The sequence below is a fragment of the Brucella sp. RRSP16 genome, assembly GCF_052246815.1.
Lineage (GTDB): Bacteria > Pseudomonadota > Alphaproteobacteria > Rhizobiales > Rhizobiaceae > Brucella > Brucella intermedia.
Genome location: NZ_JBQQAM010000003.1, coordinates 71,788 through 89,578, shown reverse-complemented (window position 1 = coordinate 89,578; position 17,791 = coordinate 71,788). Strand labels below are relative to the sequence as shown.

Below are 17,791 nucleotides of genomic sequence, written 5' to 3'. Positions count from 1 at the left end.
GTTTGTGAATTCAAGACCGGTTGATTTGAAGGGATGGGGCCCCGTCTCCGGCAGAAAAGAGGAAGGGGCACGAACCCGGGTGGAATTCGCGTCTAACATTGCGGAGGTTTCACGCTTCAACACAAGGATGTATCTGACTTCAGCCAGACCTGAAACCGCCACCGCACACTTTCGAGCATCAAACCCGGCGAGCCTGATGATCAAGGTGGTTCGGTCCACCCACTCGCCGCTGCTGTCGACTTTATCGAGCGAACTGCAGAACCGATTTTCAATCGGCGAAGGTGAAGCCCTTCCCGCGAATTGCATGCAAAGGGAGCACGATCCCGGCTTTTCTGGCCCGCCGTCTCAGGCGACTCACAATGGTATCCAGGTGAGCATAGTTGAACTCATAAGTATCTTCTCCGAGCGCAACGACCAGATCATGCCGCTCAACTATTGCGCCGCGCTCAACCAACAAACGGCTCAAAATCCGTTGTTCGGATGTCGTGAGCCGCAGACGATGCCCCCGGCCATCGGTAATGACCCAGCCGCTTTCCACCAGTGCCCATTCAGGAGACGGACACGGCGAAACAGTTATGGGCTTCTCCAGACGATTAAAGACCGCCGTCACAGTAGCAGCGAGTTCCCGAACATCCACTGGTTTGACGAGATAGGCATCGGCGCCAGATTCGAGACCATTAATACGATCATCAATAGAACCGCGAGCTGTCACCATAATAATGCCGACTGATTGCGATGTTCTCAAATGCGCGGCCGCGGATAGCCCGTTTTCCCCCTTCAGTCCGACGTCGAGAATAACAATGTCTGACGGCTTGGCTGCATATGCTCGGTACAGAGCTGCAGCGGATTCGAACCCATGAGTGTTCAAGCCCAGACTGGCTAAACCAAAGACCATTTCCTCGCGGAAGTCGTCGTCATCATCGACCACATATACGAGAGGGATACTGGCGGCATCATCTTTTCCACGTCTCTCGTCGAAATTGGGGCGATTTCGTAAGATATCTGACATTGTCAATCTCAAGTATTCACGACGTTACCGGTATCGGCAACTTTTTGGCATACAGGTCCGCGGGGGCAAGCAGAAGAGCGGCTAAATCTTGCTCACTGAACGCGAACTCTTGCCAATCCGCTCCTCGTATAGCAATGACGTCTTTGGTGCATTATCCAGATGTCTCACTTTTATTGCCCAGCGGTCTCATCCGGCATGCTCTTTCAACGCCACTCCCGAATCTCAACAAGTGTGCGCGAAGTTCCGGAACAAGCGGCTCAGACAACCGCTCGCGCCGCGCTTCACCGGGCATCAAGCCGAAACGTTCACGGAAACTACGCGAGAAATGGCTAGCGCTCGAAAATCCGTGTTCAAATGCGATTTTGGCAATCGATCGCGGAATCATGTCTGTTTGCGTGATCTCAAGAAAAGCTGCGTCGAGTCGGCGGTCTCTGATCACGCCCGCAATGCCACCGTCTTCCGCAAACGCACGATAGAGATGCGCGCGCGAGACATTAAAACGACGAATAATCAAGTCCAGGCTAAGTTCCGGATTATTGAGATTCCGATCGACATAATCCAGAACCCGCTGACGTAAGGCAATGCTTAAGGGGCGAAGTTCTTCAATCCCTGTTGCGCGCAAACCTTGCAAGGCGGCGGCCAGAATCGTAACCAACGATTCCTGCACTGCGACAATTTCGTCATTCGATAGATGTTCGCTCAGGCCATTCAACCCCTCGAGGTAAGCAGTGATCAACTGCGTCATCGGAAGATGTGCTTGCAGTACTACACCATGCAGATTTGCATGCCCCGTCGCCTTCGCCAGAATTCCGCGCGGTATAAGAGTAGACAGAGTGCCGCCCGCGGTCACGTCGCTCTGAAGAACTTGTGTTAGATCAAGGATACAGATATCTCCCGATCGTGCCGTCAGGCTGTTGTTCGCGGCGTCGCCCAGGATTTCCCCTCCCTTTACAACCGCAACGAGGAATTGATCCAGACCACTCCATGCTATTATACGTCGGTCGCGATTATATCGCTGAGAGTTAAATGTAACGGAAGCCAGAGTAAACCCGGCTATCTCGCGAGATCTTATGGCACCCTCCAGTCGACCACTTTTGCTTCCAGGAATCGGTGTCGTTTCATAAAAGGGTCGGGAAGCCTCCCGCCAGAAATCATTCCTCAGGCGTTCCTCGACGAAATCAGTTGAAATAATAACGTCCTGACCGGATTTAGCCTCACAGCCATTTTTCTTCACCGACATTTGCCGCCCTGTCCTTCGATCCAACTGCGAGTCGAGGTATTTACCTGCGAGAAGTTATAACACGCGTTTTGTTCTGCATAATGCCTCGTCCCCAAACTCAATCCTGGATCGCCTCACGCACAGGCTCATGCCGATTGAGCGAGTAGATAATTTTTTGTGCTATCTCCGCGGTTCAAAAGGCCCGAGCAAGAACCAATTCACCATCCTGTTCGTTTAATGGCGCTGGAGACGGTCAACGTCAGTTATATCAGTAATAGCTAACAGTGCTTGCATTAATATTAATTTTCATCAATTTACAAAACAGTCTATTGATAGGATATCAGTATATCAATGAGTGTGTTCTTCTAATGGAATGAAAAGCCGGGAGCCTGTTGCTCAGAAATTTCCCCGTATCCGGAGGTTGATGATGTCTAGATGGACAATAGCTGCAATGGTTTTGGCTGGTGGGACGTTCATACCGCCCGTCGTCTTCGAAGCTGGGGCACAAACGACAGTAGAGTGCCGATCCAGAGACTATAAATATGATGAATGCTATGCTGGCCCCCTGTCCAGGCCACAGCTCATTCATCAGACATCGAGTGCCTCTTGCATATTAAACCGCACATGGGGATACAACCCGAAAAGCCGCTATATATGGGTGGCTCAAGGGTGTTCGGGTGTGTTTGCGGATGTGGGTGGCTATCATCACGGTCGTGGCGACGGGTTTGATCCAGGAGCACGCCAGTACGATCACCGAGGCCATGATGTTGGCGGGGTAGTAGCGGGCGCGGTACTGGGAGCGATTGTTGAAGGAATGTTGACGGATCATCCGAAGAAGCACCATCACACGACGAGCAACCACCGTGATACGGACGACTATAATGGCTGTCACGGCATTGGATGTAATGTTGACCGACCGAATAACTCCGGTGAGATCGATACGACGCCCCAGTTCGACAGAAACGGGGAACCAAACTACGATACCCACGGCAACTACATCGGCTGCCATGGAGTTGGCTGCCTGGTCGATAGTCAAGATTAGTAAAAACCGTGCAGCCCGCCCTCCTTCAAATATTACAAGACCCACGACGAATGTTCATATTCGTGGATAGACTTCATGTCACTATCACTTCTTAATATTTCCAGAACCTGACACTCCGGCATGAAAAACATTCGAATGCGTTGAATCAATTTATACCTTTATCACGTTCCAATGGGAGAATTGAATGACAGGCCTGAAACCCAGACATTTACTGCTTGCGTTTTTACCCTTGGCGGTTGCCGGATGCGTTACCGCAGATGATGTATACCGGGACAACTGTACCTCCTTCGGTTTCAGGCCCGGCACTGATGCATTCGCAAACTGTATGATGGAACAGAGCGCACGCCACGATGAGGATGAACAACGCGCACAAGATCGCATTTATGCTCAAGAACAGCGCGACCGTGAGCGCAAAAGGGAGCGTCGCCGCCGCGAGGAACAACAGATCGATACCAGGCCTCAGTTCGATAAGGACGGCAATCCAAACTTTGATACACAAGGGAATTACGTTGGTTGCCATGGAGCCGGATGTGGGGTCGACAACCCCGATAATCCGGCTGATAGTAACAACTAAAAATCTGAACGGTATCAAAAATCTGAACGGTATCGCCGCTTATGTCTAAAAGCTGTTTGACCCGGGCAAAGGTCAAGATCGGGCCGCCGCTGCGTCAAATTCTATCGCCTTTGACATTGGGCGTATCCGTAGCATGGCTGGCTATAGTGGCGTGCCTTGGCTGGTGGATTTCCCACCTTGCAGTATCAGCTGAGACCAGGAGATTGGCTGCAAGCGCCGAGTATGAGGCACAGACAACGGCGCGCGTTGTTGATCGGCTGTTCACGGAGATGAACAGCGTCGCCAACATGGTTGCTAAGCAGAACCGGGTAATCGAACTTGCGTCTCGCTATCGGGTTGATCCCCCGGGCTTCTCGGAACTAACGCGTGAAGAGCGGGCAGCTATACTTACAAGTGATCCCCTCGTTCGTCTGGTCGGCGATTTCATGACCCGGCTATCGGACGACCTTCACTATGCCCGTATTTATATGAACAATTTGTCACACGATACCGTAACATCCAGTCAGTGGGCTGATCGCTTTAACATAGTGGGACAGATTTATACCGGCCGGGCATATCTAATTGATGCATTGCGCGATGGTAGCGGGCAACTGTTTGGTATCGCTCGCTTGAACCAGATGCCATCGTATTTTGTTACCAGTCGGATTGAGGGCACTGGCGACGAGGCGCTGGGGTCGGTTACGGTGCGGTTTGACGCACCGGTAATGGCACGCTATCTGACAGGTCAACACGTCGCATTGATCGTGAATCGCCAGGGACGAGTAACGACGGCATCTTCTGCGACATTCATGCTACGCAACGTTGCGGCGGTTTTGCCGCCCGAAACCCTGCAGCCTTCAAACAGCGACGAGAGTCCAGGAGAGGCGATGGCCGTGCAGCAAATTGCGGACGTGGAAGGGGGCGACCAGTGGTTGATCGACGGCCACTCCTATCTGATACGGCATCAGCCGCTGGGTAACGCGCAGTACCAGTTACTTACCTTGGCGCCGCTCGATTATTTGGGCGCTCTACAACGGCAATATCTTGTCGCCGCCGGGGGCGTTGCAGCCTTGGGCCTTGCGCTGATTGTACTTGCTGGTCGTTTGGTTGACCAACGTACCGAACGCCGTCAGCGAGCAGAGCAGGATCGCATTCTGGCCATCTCGCAGGCAGCCGAGCGCGAGTTGACCATCAAAGTACAGGAGAGAACGGCAGAACTAGCGGAGAGTAATGCGTCACTTGAAGCCGAGGTGGAGCGCCGCCGGCTGCTTGAGATAAAGCTCCAGCAGTCTCTCGACTCGGTTAACGATGCTCTTGCACAGCAACGGGACTTTGTAGCCGTGGTGTCCCACGAGTTCCGGGGCCCGCTGGCAGTGATTGCAGCTGCTGCTGACAACCTGCTCATTTCATTGGCTGATGGCACAGACAGCATAAAGTTACGCGTCAGCAAAATAAGCCGCACTGTTAAACGTATGGCATTGCTAATCGAAAACGTGCTGGCTGGCGACCGGATAGATGCGGGACAATCACAATCCGGGCAAGCGGATGTATTTGATCTCAACGAGATTATACACACGGCACGGATGGGATTTGATGAGGCTGCCGCTGATCGCATTACTTTCGTGAATGGTGGCAGAACGCCGGTTAAATGTGACCGCGCCCTTATAGAGATTGTTCTACACAACCTGATACAAAATGCGCTGAAGTACTCTCCTGAGAATTCTCCAGTAAATATCCAATTGTCGACTGATCACAATATGGCTCTTATTACGGTGACTGACCAAGGCAAAGGCATCACTCCAGATGAGCGTGAACTGATATTTATGAAATACTTTAGATCGCCTGGCCATACTACAACAGGGTTTGGCCTGGGACTTTACATATCACGCGAGATTGCCCGACAGAATGGGGGCGATATCACACTGATGGCCAGCGATACCACGGGATCAACTTTTTGCTTCTCGCTTCCCATTGAGGCAGAATTTGGGGCAAGTACCGTATCCAAAGCGGAATAACGACCGTTGTTGGACCGATCATCCGAACCTCATTTATCGGAATTGCCACGCCGCCGTTCCTGATGCACGTTCAAGACCCGGAATTGCCCGGCTCCGGAACCGGCCATGACGCAGATGCTCATATCAGAACAAGAAATGGCGCCGCAATGACAGGAAGTGACAGTTTGTGCCAGTTTCTGCAATTGCCTTATGAGTGCATGCTGTTAGACATACCGATTACAAGTATCACATGAACGATGGTGATTTTGCGTTGAGCGATACAAGTATTCTCTATCTTGTTCCAGATACGGGCGCGGCATTTTCGAAAATTTTGAGAACAGTATCCGGGTTTGGAAATGATTATTCAGATTTCCAGAAATCGACGACCATCAACGCCGGATATTATTATATCGACGCAAATTGGCTGCGTCAGGGATGCAAGTTAGATGTGGAAGGGGACATCAATGAAACCAGGGCGAAAAAAAAGCAGAAATAATGATCAGCCTGAAGTGACTTGGCTTCGTGGAGGTCGTGTCGGCAAGTATAAGGGAGTTGCTGGTGGCATAGCGCCTTGTGAAGCGAGCTTTACGCTGTCCCTTACAGGTTTGTCAGCCGTCTCAGCTGCGGTGTTTGCATCGCTCTTTGTTTGGTCTTCACCATCACGGGCAGGTAGCTGTGTGGAAACCACGCCAGCTTCGGGAACCTGGACTTGTTCCGGTCCTGCTTCCGGCAGCGATACATCGGTCGCTATCTCATCCTCTCCGCATGTTACAGTTGTCACTCAGCAGGGCTTTGGTCTTTCGGCCGGCGCTGGCCCGGCTTTTGTTGTAAGTTCAAGTGGCGGCATAAGCATAACGGACCAAAATGCTTCTTCCATCACGTCTTCTGGTGACCGAAGTATTGATGTTTACAATGATGCTACTGGCGACGTATCTGTCACGTCGAATGGTAGCATAACCGGCACAGATGCTATTTATATCGCCAATGATGGCACGGGATCTACAATGGTCACAACGTCAGGGACAGTGACCGGAACAACCAACCATGCCATCTACGTTGGTAATAACGTTGACACAACAGATATAATCGTCAGCCAAACAGCCGGCACCATTTCTGGTGCGCGGGATGGCATTCATACATCTCAATATGGAACTGGTGCTACGGTAATCAGTGTCTCCGGGGACGTGAACGGTGTAGGTGATAATGGCATATGGGCGGCAAATCAGGCTACCGCGACAGACATCACCATTACCCAGGAAGCAGGTAGTACGATCACAGGCTATACGCACGGTATTCGCGCAGATAACCGCGGTACTGGAGCTACATCGATCACAACTGCTGGGATCGTAAACCAGACCCAGACAACTGGCGCTTTAGTTTATGACACCTATGGTGTCTATGCCTACAATTATGCATCTTCGACGGATATTACCCTTACCCAGACCGCCGGAGCGATTTCCGGCAATTATTTTGGAATGTATGCCAATAATCAGGGTACGGGTTCAACGACGATCGTCAGTGCGGGCAATGTGACGGCAGCGGTATCTGGCGGTCTCTATGCTTTTAACGCCAGCACAGCGAAGGACATCGTTGTCAACCAGACATCCGGAACGGTCAACGGTGGTACTTATGGTGTTTTCGCAGACAACACGGGAACCGGATCAACGACAATTACATTGTCTGGTGACGTGATCGCTTCTGGTAACTACGGCGTCTATTCGCGAAATCGCAGCAGCGCAACCGATCTGACTGTAAAACAGACCGCAGGCTCTATTGCTGGCAACACCGCTATTCTCGCTCGGAATCAAGGTACGGGCGCGACGTTGGTCAGCGTTGTGGGTACAGTAACCGGCGGTGCGGGCGCGGGCATCCAAACGATAGCAGCAAACGGCTCGACCATCGATATTGCAGCTTCGGCAACAGTCAGGGCAACATCCGAGATCGCCATTCGGGATGGCGGTGCTGCTGGTAATTCGACCGCGTCGGATACGGTCGGGGGCAATGTCATTGTTAACAGCGCTGGCACTGTAACCGGCGATGCGATCCTTGGCCTCGGCAACGATACCTTCAATCTGGCTGGTGGAAGCTATAGCGGTAATATTTACGGCGATGACAGGGACGATCCCCAGAGCAATGACGGTATCGCCAACCATGAAGGCGATGATACGTTCAACTGGACGGGCGGCAAACTGACTGGTGGTTTCTACGGTCAGGATGGTTCCGATACCGCAACGGTGAGTGCATCGAGCTATGATGGTTCGCAGGTGCTTGACGGTGGCGATGACACTTCCGTCGCCGATGGCATGATCGATACGCTCACGCTCAAGGGTGTGACTGCGACCACGAATGGCGGCAAGATCACCAATTGGGAAGTCGTCAAGCTGGACGGTGCCAATCTGTCCATTGATGGCGGTGCATGGCATGTCGGTGAGCCAGATGAAGGAACGACCGGTGTGTTCCTGAACAACGGTTCTACCCTTGACGGCATGGCGTCGCTCGACTTCGACGGCAATATGACGATTGATTCAAGCTCGACTTTTGTTGGTACAGGCGACGGAGCCGGGGTTTACGCGTTCAGCGGCGATGTGACCAACGCCGGAACTATCACCACGGTCGATGATGCCGTGGGCGATGTTGTGATCATCGGTGGAAACTACAACGGCAATGGCGGACAGATGCTGTTCGATGTTGCGCTCGGTGATGACAACTCCAAGACGGATATGATCATCGTCAATGGCGATACATCGGGCACGACGAATGTTGGCGTCAACAATGTCGGTGGAACCGGCGCGCAGACTAATGAAGGTATCCGTATCATCGAAGTGAACGGAGCTTCCAATGGCTCGTTCTCGCTCATCGGCGATTACACGGTTGGCGGCAAGCAGGCGGTTGTTGCAGGCGCATACGCCTATCATCTTTACCAGGGCGGCACTTCAACACCCTCTGACGGAGACTGGTATCTGCGTTCACAGCTCAAGCCTACTGAACCTGAAACGCCGCTGTATCAAGCTGGTGTACCGAGCTATGAGGCGTATCCTCAGGCCTTGCTTGGTCTTAATGGCCTACCGACCCTACAGCAGCGTGTTGGCAACCGCTTTTGGGCCGGTAGTGGCAACAAAGTTGTTGCGCAGGGCGCTGATCCGGTCGGAACGCCTTATGCCGCTCCCGAAGAAGCTGGCGTTGCGATTGGAGGCAACGGAGTCTGGGGTCGTATCGAAGGCGCCCATAACAGCATCGAACCTCGTTTCTCGGCCTCGGCTACCGATTACGACCAGAATGTTTTCAAACTCCAGGCCGGTATTGATGGACTGCTGACTGAAACCGAAAACGGCAAGCTGATTGGTGGAGTGACGATCCATTACGCCCATGGCAAAACAGACATAAACTCCGTTTACGGCGATGGTGAAATCCGTACGGACGGTTACGGTTTTGGCGGCACACTGACGTGGTATGGCGAAAACGGCTTCTATCTCGACGGCCAGGGACAGGTGACGTGGTACACGAGCGATCTGAATTCCCTTCTTGCCAACACAAATCTGGCCGATGGCAATGACGGCTTCGGCTATACCTTCTCGCTGGAAGGTGGCAAGCGGATTGCCATTGACCCGGCATGGTCCCTCACCCCACAAGCACAGCTCGTCTATTCGAACGTGGATTTTGACGCATTTACCGATGTTTTCGGTTCTCGTGTCAGCATTGATCACGGCGAGAGCCTGCAGGGCCGTCTCGGGCTTACACTTGATCATGAAAACTCATGGCAGAATGACAAGGGCTTGCTTGACCGGACCCACGTCTACGCCATCGCCAATCTCTACTATGAGTTCCTTGAAGGAACGAAGGTCAGTGTTCAGGGAGTGAGCTTTGCAAGCCGCAATGATCGCGTTTGGGGCGGTCTGGGTATCGGCGGGACCTATAACTGGGATGATGACAAGTATTCGATCTATGGCGAGGGCCTTGTCAACACCAGCCTCAACAACTTCGGCGACAGCTATTCTGTCAAGGGAACAGTGGGCTTTCGCATGAAATGGTAAAATAGTCACCGAGGGCTGATGTTGACGCCCGAACGTATTCAACATCAGCAATCGTGACAGACCGCTGTCAGTCCGCCCTCATTTAACTGACAGCGGTCTCCCGATTTATTCAAGACGTAGCCGGAAAGAGCCTCCGGGTTACCTGTAGATAAAAAGTTGAAGGAGTCGCGTTAATGGTTGATCATTCCATCAAAGGTAAAACCGTTCTTATTGCTGGCGGCGCGAAGAATCTTGGCGGACTCATTGCGCGGGATCTCGCCGTACACGGCGCAGGGGCGATTGCGATTCACTACAACAGCGCGACGAGTAAGGCCGATGCCGACGATACGGTAGCCGCAGTGAAGGCATTGGGTGCCCAGGCAGTCGCCTTTCAGGCAAACCTTGTCACAGCCGGTGCAACCGAGAAGTTGTTTGCCGACACCATTGCAGCAGTTGGCAAGCCGGATATTGCTATTAATACCGTCGGCAAGGTATTGAAGAAGCCAATGGCCGAGATTTCGGAAGCCGAATACGACGAGATGTCTGCGGTGAACGCCAAAGCCGCTTTTTTCTTCATCAAGGAAGCCGGCAAACAAATAAAGGACAATGGCAAGATCTGCACGCTCGTCACCTCCCTGCTCGGCGCCTATACGCCATTCTACTCCAGCTATGCCGGCACAAAAGCTCCGGTGGAACACTTCACGCGCGCAGCTTCAAAGGAATTTGGAGAACGAGGTATTTCAGTAACCGCTATCGGACCTGGCCCGATGGATACGCCGTTTTTTTACCCAGCTGAAGGCGCCGACGCGGTTGCCTATCACAAAACAGCTGCAGCGTTGTCGAATTTCTCGAAAACAGGACTGACAGATATTGGGGACATAGTTCCCTGGGTACGACTTCTGGTCTCTGAAGGCTGGTGGATGACCGGTCAGACCATTCTGGTAAATGGCGGCTACACGACCAAGTAGTTTATTGCAACGGGAACTGGTACCGTCTGGACTGAAGGATGCACGACAACAAGAGGTTGGGACAGGACATGAAACGTTTAGCGACTGCGGGTTTCCTTATCCTCGCAATAATGCAGTCGTCGGTCGCATACGCCGACCTGAAAGCGGCAGACCGCAGACTGAATAATCTCTATAGCCAAGTAGTCAACTCTCTGCCTGCCTCAAATCAAATGCAGCTCAAGGAGAGCCAACGCAACTGGATCAAGTATCGCGATAGTGAGTGCCGATATCAGCAAGTAAACTATGCGATCATGGTTTCAGAAGCAGATTGCAAGGAATTTCTAACACGCCAAAGAGCTGATCTCCTTAACCAACAATTAGGCTGGCTGAAAAAAATGGCCGACGAGGCTGACACCGAATCCTCGACAGAATGCAGACAGGAGATCGGTGCGAAGGCAGCAAACGTTCTTGTTAATCAATGCAAGGAGATCTCACCTGCAACGCACCCGCCGTGTAATGCAAGCAATTCGTGCGACATGATCAGGGATGAAATCAAGCGTGGTTGCGGCATGGTCGGTGACAAGAAGCCACCTTACTGCCAGTAGAAATGGCCTTTCAATCCGTCTGCGAGAGCTCTTCCGCTCGCCGGTGTTTTGGGAAAGCGGAGCCGGCAGATGAACTGATGAAGCGTAACAATGCATGGTTCTTGATCATACGTTCCTTTTTCGCTGCCAATACGACCTGACTGCATTCTAAGAAGGCCACATTAAATGATCAATTCCTCGTTGGAATGGTCCGTTCCGTTATTGATCCTTTTTTGCGGTACTGGTTTGATCGTTGCAGGCCGGTTTGGAGTTCAGACCACCCGTTGGGGTGTCGGACTTTGCCTGCTTGGAACCGGCTATGGCTTCATGCTTATCCGTACCGAAACATTCTCGGCGATTAAACCGCTGTGGGAAGACGCGCTGATCCTGACTGGCGTCCTCATTTGCTGTCGAGCACTTACAGAACGCTTCAAACCTGGTAACGTTCAAGCTCTGGATTGGCTCGTTGCAGGCTTATTCCTCTGCACAGCCGCCCTATCACTGATACTTTACCAAAGCGTACGGCTAGAGACTTTATCGATACTTGTAGGCACAGCATCGCTGATATTAATTTCTCTTTGGCGTGTAAAGTCGCTGAAGAAGACGGCTTCTGACAAGATATTTATAGCAGCATTCATTATCATTGCTTCTTCAATTATATTCCAATGTATATTCTACTTATCATCCAACGATATTGAGGGCCCGATTGGCTCGTGGAGCAACTCATTTCCAGGGGTCATGGTTCAGTATACAGGTCTTTTTGGCGGCGTCTTGACGACCTTTGCGATTGTCATCGCAGCTGGCGTGGATGCAATTCATCATTATCGTGAGTTGGCTCACACCGACCCTCTAACCCAGGTGCGTAACCGAAGAGGTATGCAGGCATTTATAAGTTCGGTTCACCTTGACCAAGGAGCGCGCGAACCAGTGACAATTGTCCTGGCAGACATTGATCACTTCAAGATGGTGAACGATCGATTTGGCCATCACGCCGGCGATATGATTATAGTTGATTTCGCCCAGCTGTTACAAAAATGGGCAGGGCGTGGAAGCTGCGTGGCCCGTTTGGGTGGTGAAGAATTTGCAATTTTGTTACCTGGAACCTCCATGCACATTGGAGTCACGCTAATTGAGGCATTGCGGCTGGAGTTCGCTTCACGAAAATGGCCTCATATATCTGCGCATCTCCATCTGACCGCAAGTTTTGGCTTAACAACGCTGGAACAAGGTGAACCGTTCAACTCTGCAATCGCGCGTGCAGATACGAATCTTTATAAAGCCAAGCAGCGGGGAAGAGACCGTCTTGTAGAGGATAAAGCAGCATAATTATTGGTGTCGGTCGCGTACTTCTGCTTCACCCGTTTTGTGACGGAAAAAACAATATGCTTCCGACGATAGCGGCGTGGCGCGACCTGATAGAAACTGTAATCAGCTCCTCCAGAGCTGATTACTATCGTCGTACCACCCTGAAATCCCGCGTATATGCCCAACGGCTCCCTGACGGTTGCCAGGGAGCTCTGGTTCAGACAATTTACTGGCATTACAGATGAACGCCCGGCGACTCGCTATTGGATAAACAACCCCACGCCCGGTGCGATCGGCAGACCGAGTTCCATCCAGAGGATAAGGAACAACAACCACGAGACAAGAAAACCGAGTGCGACGGGGATTGTCATCGACGCAAGCGTTCCGATACCCGCATCCTTTTGATACCTCTGCAAGAATGCGAGGCAGACCGCGAAATAGGGGCTCATCGGCGTCACGATATTGGTAGAGGAGTCAGCGATGCGGAAAGCTGCCTGAATGAGTGCCGGTTCGAAACCAACCAGCATCATCATCGGCACGAAAATAGGTGCCATCAAGGACCATTGCGCAGACCCCGACGTGATAAACAGGTTCATGACGGTAGCCAGTACGACAAACGATACCAGAAGCGGGATGCCGCCAAATCCGCTGGCATCGAGCATGTGAGAGCCGCCTACGGCGATCCACTCCCCCAGGTTTGTCCACTTGAACCAGGCAAGGAACTGCGAAATGGCAAAGAACAGAACCAATGTCGGTGCAAGCTCCTTCACTGCTTCTGCCATGAAGTTTATGCCATCTTGTGACGTTTTGATTTTACCGACAGTCCGGCCATAGATCCAGCCGAGGAAGAGGAAGAATATGGCAAAAATAGCCACTGCGCTTTCCAGGAATGGTGAAGGTACCAGTCCACCATTTTCATTGCGAAGCGGAGATCCGGCTGGCACTACGGCTGCGACTATAATGGCTATGAGTGCCAGGGTTGCCCAACCAACGCGCTTCAACCCTTTCAGCTCCAGTTCACTGACAGGATGAACATCGAGCACCACACTACCACGATAGGTACCAGCCACAGGTTCGACAATTCGCTCGATAATGAATGCGCCAACAATTGAAAGTATGATCGCTGAGGACGCAATGAAATAGTAGTTGTCGATAGGCGATACGTATGCGTTTGCATCGACAGTGTGTGCAGCACTTGTTGTAATACCTGAGAGTATAACGTCTGCTGGCGTGATCAGCAGGCTCGCATCATAGCCAGCTCCGACAGCTACATATCCTGTCACTGCACCCACCAGAGGATTCCGGCCCATTGCCTGGAAAATCATCGCTGAAAGCGGGATAAGGATAATATAGGCCGCATCAGACGCAACGTGGCTGCACATGCCAACCAGAAAAATAACGAATGTAGTCAGATAGCGGGGGGCTTTCATCACGCTGACCTGCATCAGTGCAGCAATAAGACCTGTCTTGTCCGCAACTCCGATGGCAAGCATAATAACGAGCACCACACCGAGTGGTGGAAACATCACAAAATTCTTGGCCACGGTGGTCAGAGCAAATACCAGTCCTTCGCCAGACACGAGGCTTTTGACGGTGACACTTGCGCCGGTTTTCGGATTTACTCCTGATACGCCGTAGATTGCCAGAACCCATGATAAAAGTGCGACGACAACACAAAGAGATGCGAAAAGGATGACGGGATGCGGCAGTTTATTGCCCGCCCGTTCGATCGCATTGAAAAAACGTTGCATATTAATTCTTCCCTTCCAGGCCCTGTACTGTCCGATCCGCACCTTGTAATGCGGTTCCTCCCGACGACTCAGGGTCGGCATCATGATGAATGGCTTCAAGCAGAGGGGTTAAACCGCGACCTGAAGCCGGCTTTTCAAGGATTTTTTTTGAGGCGCTGTTCGGCTATTGCGACGAACATGCCCGCTGCCACCGGCAATATTTCGTCGCGATAGTTATAATGCGGATGGTGGAGGTAGGCGCTATCTTCACCGTTACCGACAAAGAAGAAGCAACCGGGAATCTTTTCCAGATAGAATGCAAAATCTTCCGCACCCATCGTGGGCAATTGATGCATGAAACCGGCGTTTTCAGCGCCGAAGCTCTCGACAGCAACCTTTATTGTAAAGTCCGTTTCATCGCTGTCATTGACAACAGGCGGAATCCGCATTGTCTGTTCCAGTCTGACGCTTGCACCATAGGCCTCGCAAGTCTGCGCAACGACCCGGCGAAGTTCCCTGTCGATTGTCGCTGCAGCCTCAGGCGAGCCATCGCGCGTGTTGATCATCATTGTTGCCTGGCCTGGAATGACGTTGTGACTATTGCCGCCATGGAATTGGGTAACCGTAACGACACCTGAGTCCAGCGGTGACACGCGTCGAGCAATGACACTTTGCAACGATTGAATAACTCCTGCTCCGATAAATACCGGATCGATGGCCAGGTCGGGGCGGGAAGCATGACCACCCTTACCCGTTATGGTGACCTCATAAAGCGAACTTCCACCCATCGCAGGTCCGGCCTTGGCAAAGACCCGCCCTAATGGGTAACCGGGCCGGTTGTGATAACCATAAATGGTCTCGACCCGGTCCAGCGCGCCTTCTTCGATCATGCGTGCGGCCCCAAGGCCGCCTTCTTCTGCTGGCTGGAACAACAGCGTAATCCGACCAGAAAGATGCTCATGATGCCGCGCAAGTCTGTCCGCCGCCAACAACAGCGAAGCGGTATGTCCGTCGTGGCCGCACGCATGCATTTTGCCGGGTGTCTTCGAAGCGTAAGTCAAACCGGTTTCTTCCTGGATAGGCAATGCATCCATATCGGCACGAAAGCCGATTGAGGAACCGGGACGCCCTGTATCAAGGATGGCAAGAACGCCCGTTTCGGCGAGACCGGTTTTGACTTCATAGCCGCGCTGTTTCAGGAATTCAGCGACCAGATCGCTCGTTGCATGTTCCTCATACTTGAGCTCGGGATTGCTGTGCAATTGTTGGCGAATTGCCGTTGCATCAGCAATGGCATCACTGGTGAAAACAGACATTAAAACCTCCCTGAAAGCAAAATCGGGGCGCTAAGTGCCGCCGATCCTCAGTTCAGGCTTGATATCAAGCCGACAGGCATGCCACAATTTCATAAATTAGTTCATATCGTTGCTTTTTTGGCAAAGCAGAAAGTCCGTTATGCAGCACATTGCCTTGCGCTATTTTCTGGAAGTAGCCCGAACAGGCTCGATTACCGAGGCCTCCGCACAGATGAACGTCTCGGGTTCAGCGATCAGCCGCCAGATATCGCGACTGGAAACCGAGCTCGCTGTGGAACTATTCGAACGCCGACCGCGCGGGATGGTTTTGAGCCCGGCAGGCGAACTGCTGGTCAAACATGTCAGGCGTATCGCATTGGACACCGAACGCGCTTTGGCTGACGTGCGGGAAATGCGCGGTCCGCAGCGCGGGCTAGTGCGTGTCGCAACTTACGAGGGCTTCGCGGTCGATCGCCTGGCGCGTATCATTGCTGATTTTCGTGCGCAGTTTCCGGGAGTTCTTTTTCATGTGTGGGTGGGAAACTCGTCAGAAATTTGCGAACGCGTCAATGAAGGCAACGCTGATATCGGCATTACCTACAGTTATTCCGCACCTGCCGGGGTGAAAATCGAGCGTATCGCCAGAAGGCCAATGTACGCCCTGATTCCACGCTCCCATCCGCTGGCCCGGCGGAAACAGGTTACACTTGCAGATCTGTCAACAGAACCAATGGCCATGCCTGACAAGGGCCGAACCCAGCGTCAGCTCATCGACACCGCTCTGGCTACCAAGGGACTGGCAATGGATCCCGTTTTCTCCACCAACTCGATGGCAACACTGAAGGTATTTGCCTTCGCCGCGGAAACGATTATGTTTTCCAGCTCAGCCGGCAGTAAGGACAATACCCTTCCGGAAAACATTGTTGCCATTCCTGTAGTTGACGAGACCATGAAAGCCAGTGTGCTGCAAATCGTAACCATGCAGGGACGAAACCTTCCGCGGAGCATTGCCGCATTTCTGGACTTCCTTGGTCAATCGGTGATTGAGCGCTGATCGTGCCTGGAGCAAGAAGGACGACACCCATTAATTTCAGCTTAGCTTTCCAACTCGTCGCGAAAGTAAATCTCCGTAGCCCTGAAAGAACCGTCAATTCGCCTGCATTGAACCACGATATCAATTGCAATCTTAAGTGACGAAAGCACTTCGACGCGCTCAAGAGCACGTCCCGCCTCCGATTCTTTGACGAGGGTGGCGAGTTGCTCGAATGCGAGATGTGTCGATCCGGCATGAACGGTGGTGATCGAGCCGGGATGTCCCGAGTTCACGTTTCGAATATAATGAAATGCTGTGCCATCCCTCAGTTCCTGCAGAAGAATACGGTCCGGTCGCATGCGAAGACAGGATTCCAGAAGCTCGCGGGGACCGACTCCGGATAACCCCTGTCCGCCCTTCGAATAGAACAGACGCACATGGTTGGGCTGAGGAATAACCAGCTCTGGTGTGTCCTCGATCGAAATCACTCGTTCATGGTTTGGAATGTGTTTGATCAGGGCCTTTGCAAGGGTTGTTTTGGCAGAACCCGTAGCGCCGGAAATTACGACATTCTTACGGGCAATGACGGCGTGCTGCAGAAACAACTTATATTCGCCGTTGCGGTATAACTCCGCCAGTTTGGTTTCCGATCTTGGACAGGCTGCGCCTGTGTTTCTCGCTTCGGAAAAGAAGCCGTTATCCTCCAGGTCCTCAAGTGCGAAATCAACAGATGAAGGTTTGCGGATCGTGATGCTGACCGTGGCATTCGTGGTTGCAGGCGGTATGACGATTTGAATGCGTTCATCGTCTGGAAGCGTTGCCGAAAGAATTGGCCGCTTTTCATCGATAGACTGGTTCGAGAATGTAGCAACTGCCCTTGCAAGACGCATAAGCCTTTCGAAGGTCAGACCCGGCGCATCATGGGAGCACCATCCATCGGGTCCTTCTGTCAGTACCTGCCCAGGCTTATTGATGATCACTTCATAAAGCGACCTGTCCTGGAGAAAGATCGCGATTGGTGACAACAGTTCGCGAACGACTGCTGCATTCGTGCTGTCCATACTTTACAA

The 17,791-nt window shown here is 52.2% G+C and carries 14 protein-coding genes; 9 read left to right on the top strand and 5 right to left on the bottom strand.

Annotated features, from left to right (window positions below):
* Positions 1-268: 268 nt before the first annotated feature.
* A complete protein-coding gene (locus ACS5UA_RS05960; RefSeq protein WP_443101230.1) occupies positions 269-1,009 on the bottom strand; it encodes a response regulator transcription factor in 741 nt (246 codons plus the stop codon).
* Positions 1,010-1,160: 151 nt separating this feature from the next.
* On the bottom strand, positions 1,161-2,249 hold the full coding sequence (locus ACS5UA_RS05955; protein ID WP_006472042.1) for a helix-turn-helix domain-containing protein: 1,089 nt from the start codon (positions 2,247-2,249) through the stop codon (positions 1,161-1,163).
* A gap of 352 nt (positions 2,250-2,601) precedes the next feature.
* Between ACS5UA_RS05955 and ACS5UA_RS05950 the strand changes: the two genes are divergently transcribed.
* The 8 genes from ACS5UA_RS05950 to ACS5UA_RS05915 all read left to right on the top strand — a co-directional run bounded on the left by ACS5UA_RS05950 (position 2,602) and on the right by ACS5UA_RS05915 (position 12,684).
* Positions 2,602-3,270, top strand: coding sequence for a DUF3011 domain-containing protein (locus ACS5UA_RS05950; protein ID WP_081255535.1), 669 nt, complete (start codon positions 2,602-2,604; stop codon positions 3,268-3,270).
* Between the two features lie 184 nt (positions 3,271-3,454).
* Positions 3,455-3,844: a hypothetical protein gene (locus ACS5UA_RS05945; RefSeq protein ID WP_006472040.1), complete on the top strand. Its 390-nt coding sequence runs from the start codon at positions 3,455-3,457 to the stop codon at positions 3,842-3,844.
* Between the two features lie 203 nt (positions 3,845-4,047).
* Positions 4,048-5,838, top strand: coding sequence for a sensor histidine kinase (locus tag ACS5UA_RS05940; RefSeq protein ID WP_246468511.1), 1,791 nt, complete (start codon positions 4,048-4,050; stop codon positions 5,836-5,838).
* Positions 5,839-6,067: 229 nt separating this feature from the next.
* Positions 6,068-6,313: a hypothetical protein gene (locus ACS5UA_RS05935; RefSeq protein WP_112700865.1), complete on the top strand. Its 246-nt coding sequence runs from the start codon at positions 6,068-6,070 to the stop codon at positions 6,311-6,313.
* The gene (locus ACS5UA_RS05930; protein WP_112700866.1) at positions 6,282-9,848 is read left to right on the top strand and encodes an autotransporter outer membrane beta-barrel domain-containing protein; all 3,567 of its coding nucleotides are present in this window, start codon (positions 6,282-6,284) and stop codon (positions 9,846-9,848) included. Before ACS5UA_RS05935 ends, ACS5UA_RS05930 begins: the two co-directional genes overlap by 32 nt.
* 173 nt (positions 9,849-10,021) lie before the next feature.
* Entirely contained in the window at positions 10,022-10,795 is a 774-nt protein-coding gene (locus ACS5UA_RS05925) for an SDR family oxidoreductase (RefSeq protein ID WP_006468263.1), read from the top strand.
* Positions 10,796-10,863: 68 nt separating this feature from the next.
* Positions 10,864-11,379, top strand: coding sequence for a lysozyme inhibitor LprI family protein (locus tag ACS5UA_RS05920; RefSeq protein WP_244629952.1), 516 nt, complete (start codon positions 10,864-10,866; stop codon positions 11,377-11,379).
* A gap of 165 nt (positions 11,380-11,544) precedes the next feature.
* Entirely contained in the window at positions 11,545-12,684 is a 1,140-nt protein-coding gene (locus tag ACS5UA_RS05915) for a GGDEF domain-containing protein (RefSeq protein ID WP_006468261.1), read from the top strand.
* Positions 12,685-12,923: 239 nt separating this feature from the next.
* On the opposite strand, the gene ACS5UA_RS05910 is transcribed toward ACS5UA_RS05915, so the two are convergent.
* A complete protein-coding gene (locus ACS5UA_RS05910; RefSeq protein ID WP_006472036.1) occupies positions 12,924-14,414 on the bottom strand; it encodes an AbgT family transporter in 1,491 nt (496 codons plus the stop codon).
* Positions 14,415-14,548: 134 nt separating this feature from the next.
* A complete protein-coding gene (locus ACS5UA_RS05905; protein WP_036587040.1) occupies positions 14,549-15,709 on the bottom strand; it encodes a M20 metallopeptidase family protein in 1,161 nt (386 codons plus the stop codon).
* A gap of 139 nt (positions 15,710-15,848) precedes the next feature.
* On the opposite strand from ACS5UA_RS05905, the gene ACS5UA_RS05900 reads away from it, so the two are divergent.
* Positions 15,849-16,742, top strand: a complete 894-nt coding sequence (locus ACS5UA_RS05900; RefSeq protein ID WP_021585419.1) for a LysR family transcriptional regulator — start codon at positions 15,849-15,851, stop codon at positions 16,740-16,742.
* A gap of 41 nt (positions 16,743-16,783) precedes the next feature.
* Here ACS5UA_RS05900 and virB11 read toward each other — a convergent pair whose 3' ends face one another.
* On the bottom strand, positions 16,784-17,782 hold the full coding sequence (virB11, locus tag ACS5UA_RS05895; protein WP_112700868.1) for a P-type DNA transfer ATPase VirB11: 999 nt from the start codon (positions 17,780-17,782) through the stop codon (positions 16,784-16,786).
* Positions 17,783-17,791 lie beyond the last annotated feature (9 nt).